Genomic DNA, 10,050 nt, shown 5'->3' on the forward strand with positions numbered 1-10,050 from the left:
GCAGCGCCCTTGCGGGGTCCGGGGCAGCGCCCTTGCGGGGTCCGGGGCAGCGCCCCGTTTTGTTTTTGTACGCCATCCCCTTTCTCCCAAACGAAAAACCGGGAAGGGGGGCGACCCCACTTCCCGGTTTGGAATCCTGGGTGATGGCAAGGCGGCGGCAGTGCGGGTTCAATCAATGCACCGGCTGCTGATTCTCTTCCTTGATTTGGGTGAGGAGCTGTTCGACCATTTTATTGGCATCGGTCTTGGTAACGGCCTTGCCGATAAGTTTTTGGGTGGCGTCCACGGTCAGATCCACGGCGATCATCTTGATCTCCTCGACCGCACGGCGTTTGGCTTGTTCGATCTCGTCCATGGCCGCGCTTCTTTTTTTGATCAGCTCTTTTTCAAGTTCGTTCTTGGTCAATTCACGTTGCTGAGCGGCTTCCCGGCGCGCCTGTTCCAGAATTTTCGTAGCCTCCTGGCGGGCGGTACCCAGCTCTTTGCGATAACCGGCCAGAACTTTTTCTGCTTCTTCCCGGGCACTTTTGGCCTGTTTCAGATCATCCTCGATGGATTGACTCCGCGCATCCAGGATGGCGTTGATGGCCGGAATGACGAACCGGGTAAGGAGGTAGAGCAGGACGAGGAAAGAGACGACAGTCCAGAAAATTTGGGAACTGAAGTTGATGGGGTTGAACTGCGGGAGGCCGGAGGCCTGTGCATGTTGGGTGGCCTCTTCAGCGGCGTGGGCGATAGAGATCATGTCAGGCCTCCGTCTGTATCAACCTTTGCCCATGATGATGAAGGCGATGACGAGGCCGTAGAGCGCGATGGCCTCGACGAAGGCGGCGCCGATCCAGACATATTTGGACAGCTGGGCCTCGGCGCCGGGTTGGCGGGCGAAGGCCTCGATGGTCTTGCCGAACATGAAGCCCAGGCCAATGCCCGAGCCGGCGAGACCAGCGGCGGCCAAACCCATACCGACGAAAGATGCGGCAAGACTTTCCATTGGTTCATACCCTCCTTGAACAGGATCCCGAAGGTTCCGTGGTTGAGTGACCCGGCCCGATATCGGTGCCGTGTTCAATGCATGTGGAGTGCATCGTTGATGTAGACGCACGTCAGAATCGTAAAAATATAGGCTTGAATGAAGCCGATGAAGATTTCGACGGCGGTAAAGACTACCGAGAAGCCGAAGGGAAGCCAAGCGCCGAACCAGGGCAGGGTGGCGGTGAAGAAGAAGAGGACGCCCAGGACGGTATGACCGGCGGTCATGTTGGCGAAGAGACGCACCGACAGGGAGACGGGCCGGGCCAGGTAGGAGATGATTTCGATGGGCACCATCAGGGGGAGGAGGAGGACCGGCAGGCCTCCCGGGACAAAAAATTTGAAGTAGTGGGCGCCGTGTTTGTAAAACCCCAGGCCGGTGGAAAAAACGAAGACGCCCACGGCGAAGGTGCCGGTGACGATGAGCTGCGACGTGGGGGTGAACGACCCTGGGATCAGGCCGGTGACATTGCAGAAGAGAATGAAGAGAAACATGGTGAAGACAAGGGGGAAAAATTTTTGGCCTTCCTTGCCGATCGTGTCGTTGATGATGCCGCGCACGAAGAGGAGGCCGGCCTCGGCGATGGACTGCATGCGTCCGGGAACGAGGGACGGGGCGTGCGTGCCTAGTCTGAAGAGACCGAAGGCGACCCCGATGGCGATCCAGATCCAGATGACGGAGTTGGAAATGGAGATATCGATGCCGAACAGGGAGATGGGGATGACTTTGATCACCTGGAAGTGGTGCAGGGGATCCATTTTGGGTGCGGCTTCGGCGGCGTGGGCGGCTTCGGCGGCAAGGGCATTGGCAATCAGCATGGTCATGACGGCATCCGGTTTAGTTCAGTCCAGCGCTTCGACTCGGCATCATCGGTTGGCGGCGTAATAGAGATTGCGGAACCCGGCGGCAACCCCGAAAAGGAAGAAGACCAGGGTGGCCCAGGGTTTGGTACCCAGCCAGGTATCGAGACCGTGCCCGATACCCACGCCGATCAGCGTGGCGACGACCATCTCCGTGCTCATGCGCATAGCCAGCGACAACCCGGAGGCATGCGGCTTTGGATCCTGCTCTGCCATGGCACCAGTCCGAAGAGGCTGTGTCCGCCAAACATCTGCGTCATGCTAGAAAAAAGGCGCGTCGCTGTCAATCGCGGTCGTCATTTTTCTGGAGTGAAAGTCACACCCTGCCTGCCCGTCGTGGTGATGGCCGAGTGTTTGCCTGTCATTTTGCGGTTTGGTCAGGAATGTGCATGGCCATTGGAAACCCGTCGGGAATCACGTAGGATGGGGCTGGTGTTCCCCCGTCAATCTTCCAAGACCACTTCACGATCGACACAAATGGATACGACACTGGCGATGGCCCAGGTCAACCCGCATGTCGGGGATCTGGAAGGGAACCTGGATCTGGTTTTGCGCGTGGCGCGGCAGGCCAGGAATCTGGGGGCTGACCTGTTGGTTCTGCCCGAGCTGGTTCTGGCTGGGTATCCACCCGAGGATTTGCTGCACAAGCCCTCTTTTTTGGAGCGCCTGGACGGTGTTGAGGCCGCTCTCCAGCGTGGGTTGGGGGAGGTGGGTGTGGCGGCGGTTTATGGGGGGGTGCGGCGTGGACCCGAAGGTTTGTTCAACGCCGGCATCTTGGTGGAGGGTGGCCGGGAGAGTGGTTTTGTCGGCAAGTGGTGTTTGCCCAACTATGGGGTGTTTGACGAGCGGCGTTATTTCCAACCTGGTGAGGATGTGCGCCTGTTTCCCTGGCGGGGTGGTTTGTTGGGGATCACCATCTGCGAGGATATCTGGCATGCCACGGGGCCCATGCCGGCCTTGGCCGCAGCCGGGGCGCAGTGGGTGATCAATCTTAATGCCTCGCCTTATCATGTGGGCAAACGTCTGGAACGGCAAGAGATTGTTGCCGAGCGGATTCGCGAGGCTGGTTTGCCCGTGGTCTATGTCAATCAGGTTGGTGGTCAGGATGAGCTGCTCTTTGACGGGGGCTCTTTTGCCATGAATCGGCATGGGCAGGTTGTGGTGCGTGCCGGGGTTTTCCGGGAAGATTTGCGCTTGCTGCGGGTGCGGCCCTGCTCCGCAGGTGGGGTTGATTTTTTGTCGGCGGGCGATCCGGGCGGGGAGGATGTCGCCCCGGGATCGGAGCGTGAAATCTATCAGGCTCTTTGTCTGGGTTTGGCCGATTATGTGCGGAAAAACGGTTTCAAGGGGGTGGTTCTCGGCCTCTCCGGAGGCATTGATTCGGCTTTGACAGCCGTGATCTGTGTGGATGCCCTGGGGGCCGGAAATGTTGAGGTGGTGATGATGCCCTCCCCGTTTACCTCGACCGAGAGCCTGGAGGATGCGGCGGAAGGAGCCAGACGCCTGGGTATTCGTCTGAGCGATATTCCCATAGGTGACCTGTTCCAGAATTTTCGGCGGTTGCTGGCCGATGAGTTCGCCGGTCTTCCCGAAGGGATTGCCGAAGAGAATCTCCAGCCCCGCATCCGGGCCACACTGCTCATGGCGCTTTCCAACAAGAAGGGGAGTCTTCTGGTCACGACGGGCAACAAGAGCGAAGTCAGCGTGGGTTATGCGACACTCTATGGCGATATGGCCGGCGGCTTTTCCGTCCTCAAGGATGTTTTGAAGACCACGGTGTATCGCCTGGCGGAGGCGCGCAACCAGTGGGCGCGGGAGGGGTGTCAACTTCCCCCCATACCTCAACGTGTCCTGGAGAAGGAGCCTACTGCAGAATTAAAGTATAATCAAAAGGATAGCGATTCATTGCCCCCCTATCCGCTCCTGGATCGCATATTGCACCTGTACGTGGAACAGGATTACGGTTTGCACGAGATCGTGGCACAAGGGGTGGACAGGGAGACGGCGGTGCGGGTCATGCGTATGGTGGATCGCAACGAATACAAACGGCGTCAGGCTGCTCCCGGGGTGCGCATCACCCGGCGGGCTTTTGGCAAGGATCGCCGTTATCCCATCACCAACGGTTTCCAGGTGACGTGAACGGCGGGGATGGGGAGTCATGATCAAGGGAACCAAAAAATCGTCCGGCAGGACCGAAGAGCAGGTGGAAGCGGAGGGGGTGCCGATGGATGTCGAGGGGGTTTCCGTCGCTCCGCCGCCCGAGAGCGGCGGGTTGGATGTCGCCCGGCAGATCGGCCAGGTTCTTCGCCAGGCGCGAGAGGCGCGGGGGGGAACGCTTGAGGAGGCTTCCCGGCAGACGCGCATCCGGGTGGTTCATTTGCAGGCCATCGAGGCCGGGGATATCGGCGCCTTGCCCGGGCCGGCCTTTGTGATCGGGTTTTTGCGTCTTTACGTTAAATATTTGAATGTTTCAGAGAGGGAGACTGTTGACCGGTTTGCCAAGCAGTGGCACCAGGGGGATGGGTTTTTGGCCACTCAGTTTTTTCCTCCTCCCCCCAACACATCGCGCAGCCGTCCTTCGTTCTGGATGGTGACGCTGGGAATATTGGGACTGGTGGCCCTGGTCGCGTGGTATGCCCGCTCCAGTCCGGGTTTGCCGCTTTTCGGCAATGGCCACGGTGTCGGTATCAAGGCTGTTGTGGCGCGTGCGGCGGTCGATAAGCCAGTGGCGGGTGATGCTGCGCCAGATACGGTCGATCCCGACGCCGATGCCGACGAAGGCGCCATGGCGCCCATCTCTTCTCCCTTCGCCGATTCGTTCGATGTTCAGGGTGGAGAGGAGGAGGAGGAGGGTGTCCAACAGGAGCGGCAGGATCAGGATGAGGAGGGATTTCCCGATAGCCGTTTTGCGGCCAAAGCCGGAGATCTTCCCGCCAAACCGGGTGCAAGGGTGCCAGAGAGGGGCAGAGGGGAGGGCGTGGCTGCCAATCGACCCGCGATGCAGGGTTCCGTGGCGCAGGGGGTGGAGGTGCGGCCTGGCGGGGAGCCCAAGCGTGTCGAGGTGAGCGGACCGGTCGTCGGGACCAGACATGAAGCAGGGAATCCACCGGTCGTCGGCACCAGACCTGATGCAGGGAATCCACCGGCGGTGGTGTCCAGGCCTGACAAAGCGCCTGGGGTTGTGGCGGGTGCCGGGGGTATTGCCGAAGGCCGCGAGGGACAGGGTGTGCAAAAGCCTCTTGAGGGGAGCAGGACTGCCGGGGAGGTGGGCCAACGACCAGTGCGCGCCGATGCATCGCCAGACCGGGCGTTGCCTGAGGGGGCGCGAGGTGCTGCGCCACCCGGCGAGAGGGTGAGCGGAGCTCCCGGGAGTTCTGCTGCCCATACATCCGGCGCCCCGGTTGCGGGTTCGCCGGATGTTTCCGTTACGTCCGGCACATCCGACGCCCCGGTTGCGGGTTCGCCGGATGTTTCCGTTTCCGCGGCGACCAAGGTCTCTCCGGACTCCTCCGGTTCACGGGTGACCCTGGTAGCGACTGAGGAGGCCTGGGTGGCGGTGCAGCGGGAAGATGGGCGTCAGATCAAAAATCGGGTCATGAAGCCCGGAGAACGTTTCGAGGTGCCTGTTGGCGGACGCTATACGGCCCAGCTGGGCAATGCCGGTGGGGTACAGGTTTTGGTGGACGGACATCCTTTGCCGCCTTTGGGGCGCCGGGGGGGGATTGTGCGCCAACTTGATCTCTCCGCTGAGAGTCTGCTGGACCGGTTTCGCCAGGCGGCGCCAGAATGACCCGCGTCCGCGTCACGTTGCCTCGTCGTGCCAGCCGTCGCATTCAGGTGGGTTCCGTGGCTGTGGGGGGTGATGCGCCCATCTCCGTGCAGTCCATGACCAACACCGACACCTGTGACGTTGCTGCCACGTTGGCGCAGGTTCGTGCCTTGGCGGCGGTGGGAGCGGATATGGTTCGCATTTCATGTCCGGACCGGGATGCCGCCGTGGCTTTTGGCCACATTCGCGCCGCATCTCCCGTGCCCTTGATTGCCGACATCCACTTTGATCATCGCCTTGCCTTGATGGTTTTGGAACGGGGTGTGGACGGCTTGCGGATCAATCCGGGCAACATTGGCGATCGCGAACGGGTGCGGGAGGTGGTGCGGGCCGCCCACGAGCGTCACGTCTCCATACGTATCGGCGTCAACGCCGGCTCTCTGGAAAAGGATTTGCTGGCCCGTTACGGTGAACCGTGCCCCGAGGCCATGGTGGAGTCCGCTCTGGGACATGTTCGCATCCTGGAGGATCTCGACTTTCAGGAGATCAAGATCAGCCTGAAAGCCAGCAACGTGGCCATGACCGTAGCGGCTTATCGGCTTTTGGCCCAGCAGGTGGCGTATCCTTTGCACCTGGGAGTGACCGAGGCAGGAGGGTTGCTTCCTGGAGCGGTCAAGTCGTCGGTTGCTTTGGGACTGTTGCTCTCCGAAGGGATCGGGGATACGCTGAGGGTCTCGCTCTCGACCGATCCGGTGGAAGAGGTGCGCGTGGGATTTGAAATCCTCAAATCCCTCGGGCTGCGCTCCCACGGCGTGGATATCATCGCCTGTCCTACCTGCTCACGACAAAAACTTCCGGTTATCCAGGTGGTGGAGCTTTTGGAGAAACGGTTGGCCCATATTCGTGAACCGGTGACGCTGTCGGTGATCGGCTGTGTGGTCAATGGACCGGGGGAGGCCAAGGAGAGCGCTGTGGGCGTTGTGGGCGGCGAGGGTGGCAACCTGTTGTATGTCCGAGGTGTTCCGGTGAAAAAAGTCAGCGATGATGGACTGGTGGAGGCCTTGGTGACGCAGGTGGAGGAGGCTGCGGCTGCCCTGAGAATGGAGGGGGAAGGTTCAGGACGGGGCGGGAGTTGTCGCTCATGATCACGGCGGTGCGGGGTACCCGGGATTTTTTACCGGAAGAGACCGGCGTCATGCAGTTTCTGGAGCAGAGCGCCGCGCAGGTTTTTTCCTGTTACGGGTTTCAGGAGATTCGTACTCCATTGATCGAATGGAGTGAACTTTTTACCCGTGCCGTGGGCGAGACCACCGACATCGTTGAAAAGGAGATGTATACTTTCCCCGACCGGAAGGGGAAATCCCTTTCGCTGCGACCGGAAGGGACGGCATCGGTGGTGCGGGCGTTCGTCAACCATGCCCAGAACCAGCGGCTGCCTTGGCGGGTGTGGTATCACGGGCCGATGTTTCGTTATGAACGTCCCCAGGAAGGGCGTTCGCGGCAGTTTCACCAGATTGGCTGTGAGGAGTTTGGCGCTCCGGGTCCGCTGGCCGATGCCCAGATGATGGCCATGGCGTGGCGCTTTCTCGATAAAATCGGTTTGGGAAGTTTCCTTCGGTTGGAGATCAATACCCTGGGTTGCCCGGAGTGTCGGGTTCCCTACCGGACGAAGCTGGAAAAATTTCTTCAGGAGAAGATTGCCGCCTTGTGTGACAACTGCCGGCAACGCCTGGTGCGCAATCCGTTGCGGGTGCTGGATTGCAAGGTGGCGGGGTGTCGTGACGTGGCCCGGATGGCCCCGCCCATGAACGCCCATCTGTGCCCGGCGTGTGCAGATCATTTTGTCACTCTGGAGGGCCACCTCCGGGCCTTGGCGTTGCCCTATGCACTGAATACTCAGATGGTACGCGGTCTGGACTACTATACGCGCACCGTCTTTGAGGTCACGACGGAGCATCTTGGCGCCCAGAATGCCGTCGCCGCCGGGGGGCGTTACGATGGATTGGTCGAAAGCATGGGTGGCAGGGCCACGCCGGCCATTGGTTTCGCCATGGGCATGGAGCGGTTGGTTGCCCTCCTGGAGAAGCAAACCGGGCAGGTGGTGTCGCCCATGGTTTTTTTGGTGGTGGTGGGTTCCGGAGAGGTGGTGCGCGAGGGGCTGTGCCTTGCCGAACGTCTGCGTGGTGTGGGGTGTCGTGTGGAGATGAGCCAGGAGGCCGGCACCATGAAGAGCGAGATGAAACGGGCCGGGCGTTCCGGGGCGCCGGTGACCCTGATCCTCGGGTCTGATGAAGCGGCGCAGCGCCAGGTCGTCCACAAGGATATGGCCACGGGTGTGCAGCGCACTTTGCTTTGGGAAGATGCGGTCCAATCCATTCTGGGCCACAACGGGAATGGCCTTTGACAACGACGTAGGGGAGGCAGCATGGGCCAGGAAGAGATTATTTTCCGGGAAGTTGACGAGCAGCTTGAAGCCGAGCAGTTGAGTCGGTTTTTGCGACGGTATGGCTCCTCGATGATCGTTGGTTTGATCATCTTTTTTGCCGGCCTGGTCGCTTACGTCGTCTGGAGTGATCACCGGGTCAAGCGTGATCAGGCCATCTCCGACCTTTTTATGTCGGCCAACCAGGCCATGATGGAAAAGCATTGGGATGCAGCCCAGGGCACGCTGCAAAAATTGTTGGATACCTATCCCGGCCATGGCTATACCTCTCTGGCTCGCCTGCTTTTGGCACGCAGCCTGGTGGAGTCGGGGCGGCCCGGTGATGCCTTGAAGCAATTGGACACACTGGCCGCCGATGCGGCGCATATCACCCCCCTCAGCGATGCGGCCTTGATGGAAGCGGCCTGGATCGCTGCGGATATTGACCTCGTCCAGGCGCGATCCTATCTGGCGCGCATCGGTGCGGAGTCGACGTTTCGGGTCATGGCCATGGAGTTGGAGGGGGTGATGAGTTTGCACGATGGCGACAAGGAGAAGGCTCTGGCCAAATTTCGCCAAGCGCTTGATACCCGTCCTGCCCCGCCGGAGGGGGTGCGCCAACGTCTGTTGCGTCGGGTGGAGCGTCTGGGGGGGCCTGTTGCCGTCGACAAGGGAGAGGGGTGATCCGCATGTGCCGGAAATCGTCTTCGTTCCTCTCCTGGTCGCAGGTTTTGGTTGGGTTGGGCCTGTCGCTGGCTCTGGGGGGTTGTTCCAAGTCCGGGGCCTGGTTCAATGGCCCGGAGAAACCCGTGGATGAGACCGTCCAGGAGTATGTCGAGCCCAAACCGGGAAAATCCGTGGGGTTGGACCGGCTGTGGCGGCGTGGTGTGGCCAGTTCGCCCGACAAGTTTCTTCTGCACCCCACGGGGATGGCCCTGGACGATACGTTGTTGGCGGTCGGTACTTTTCAGGGCAGGGTGGTCGCCATGAATCCCGCCGATGGCAGCGTCTACTGGAAGGCCGATCTGGGCGCCGCGATCGGTGGCGGCGTGGCAGCCGATGCGGAACGGGTTTATGCCGGCACCACCCAGGCGGAAATGGTGGCCCTGGATCGGCGGGATGGTCGTGAGCTGTGGCGGGCCAGTGTGGCGACAGCCGTGGCCTCGCCACCCCGGGTGGTCAGGGATCTGGTCATTTTCGTGACCCTGGATAACCGCACCTACGCCCTGGATGGCGCAACGGGGCAGCGGCGCTGGGTACACAACACCTCCCCCGAACCTCTGGTGATCATGGGGGCTGGTACGCCGAGCGTTCTGCGCGGGACGGTTCTGGTCGGATATGCGTCGGGAGAGCTCTTTGCCCTCTCCCTGGAGGATGGCAAACCCCAGTGGACCTACAACATGACCATCATGGGGAGCCGGAGTGAACTGGATCTCCTGCAAAATGTGACGGCGCCGCTGCTGGTCACCCCCAGGGCCGTTTTCGCCGCCACGCATCAGGGGCGTTTGATGGCCCTGCAACCCAACTCCGGCAAGCCTTTCTGGGAGCGGGCCATGTCTGTCATCCATACGCCGCTTCTGGTCGATGATCGCCTGGTGGTGGCCGACGTGGATGGCTCCCTTTCGGTCTTGAGTGCGGCGGATGGCGTTCCCTTCTGGCAGACCCACCTGAGCGACGCCCTGCTGACGGCTCCGGTCATGTTCCATGACCGGATTATCGTTGGCGACAGCAAAGGGCGGATTTTTGCCGTGGATCCGGCCAGTGGACGGGTCGTCGGCCTGGATCATTTTGGCGATCCCATGTTTGCCGATCCCCTGGTGGTGGGAGGTCACCTCTACCTGTGGACCAATGAGGGTAACGTATACCGGTTTCAATGATTCCCGTGAACCGGGCCTGGGTTTTGCCGCTTTTCTCTGGGGCTCCGCCCCAAACCCCGCCAGGAGGAAGGGCGCAGCCCTTCCTCCTGGAC

10 protein-coding genes are annotated in these 10,050 nt (G+C 61.0%); 6 read left to right on the forward strand and 4 right to left on the reverse strand.

The window, feature by feature from the left end:
- Window positions 1-172: 172 nt before the first annotated feature.
- The 4 genes from atpF to HQL63_14900 form a co-directional block, all read right to left on the reverse strand.
- Window positions 173-745: a F0F1 ATP synthase subunit B gene (gene atpF / locus HQL63_14885; protein MBF0178110.1), complete on the reverse strand. Its 573-nt coding sequence runs from the start codon at window positions 743-745 to the stop codon at window positions 173-175.
- Window positions 746-763: 18 nt separating this feature from the next.
- Window positions 764-991: an ATP synthase F0 subunit C gene (gene atpE / locus HQL63_14890; GenBank protein ID MBF0178111.1), complete on the reverse strand. Its 228-nt coding sequence runs from the start codon at window positions 989-991 to the stop codon at window positions 764-766.
- A gap of 74 nt (window positions 992-1,065) precedes the next feature.
- Window positions 1,066-1,788, reverse strand: a complete 723-nt coding sequence (locus tag HQL63_14895; GenBank protein MBF0178112.1) for a F0F1 ATP synthase subunit A — start codon at window positions 1,786-1,788, stop codon at window positions 1,066-1,068.
- 108 nt (window positions 1,789-1,896) lie between these two features.
- Window positions 1,897-2,106: an AtpZ/AtpI family protein gene (locus HQL63_14900; protein MBF0178113.1), complete on the reverse strand. Its 210-nt coding sequence runs from the start codon at window positions 2,104-2,106 to the stop codon at window positions 1,897-1,899.
- 261 nt (window positions 2,107-2,367) lie between these two features.
- Between HQL63_14900 and HQL63_14905 the strand changes: the two genes are divergently transcribed.
- The 6 genes from HQL63_14905 to bamB are packed head-to-tail and all read left to right on the forward strand — an operon-like array spanning window position 2,368 to window position 9,958.
- Window positions 2,368-4,029, forward strand: a complete 1,662-nt coding sequence (locus tag HQL63_14905) for an NAD+ synthase (GenBank protein MBF0178114.1) — start codon at window positions 2,368-2,370, stop codon at window positions 4,027-4,029.
- Window positions 4,030-4,048: 19 nt separating this feature from the next.
- Window positions 4,049-5,680, forward strand: coding sequence for a DUF4115 domain-containing protein (locus tag HQL63_14910; protein ID MBF0178115.1), 1,632 nt, complete (start codon window positions 4,049-4,051; stop codon window positions 5,678-5,680).
- Window positions 5,677-6,804: a flavodoxin-dependent (E)-4-hydroxy-3-methylbut-2-enyl-diphosphate synthase gene (gene ispG / locus HQL63_14915; protein ID MBF0178116.1), complete on the forward strand. Its 1,128-nt coding sequence runs from the start codon at window positions 5,677-5,679 to the stop codon at window positions 6,802-6,804. The genes HQL63_14910 and ispG overlap by 4 nt, the downstream gene beginning before the upstream one ends.
- Window positions 6,801-8,063 carry a histidine--tRNA ligase gene (locus tag HQL63_14920; protein ID MBF0178117.1) on the forward strand — a complete coding sequence of 421 codons (1,263 nt, stop codon included), beginning with the start codon at window positions 6,801-6,803 and terminating at the stop codon, window positions 8,061-8,063. Before ispG ends, HQL63_14920 begins: the two co-directional genes overlap by 4 nt.
- Window positions 8,064-8,084: 21 nt before the next feature.
- Window positions 8,085-8,765: a tetratricopeptide repeat protein gene (locus tag HQL63_14925; protein MBF0178118.1), complete on the forward strand. Its 681-nt coding sequence runs from the start codon at window positions 8,085-8,087 to the stop codon at window positions 8,763-8,765.
- A 5-nt stretch (window positions 8,766-8,770) separates the two neighbouring features.
- Complete coding sequence (gene bamB / locus HQL63_14930) at window positions 8,771-9,958, forward strand: outer membrane protein assembly factor BamB (protein ID MBF0178119.1); 1,188 nt, start codon at window positions 8,771-8,773, stop codon at window positions 9,956-9,958.
- Window positions 9,959-10,050: the final 92 nt, after the last annotated feature.

It is taken from the genome of Magnetococcales bacterium (assembly GCA_015231175.1).
In the GTDB taxonomy this organism is placed as follows: domain Bacteria; phylum Pseudomonadota; class Magnetococcia; order Magnetococcales; family DC0425bin3; genus HA3dbin3.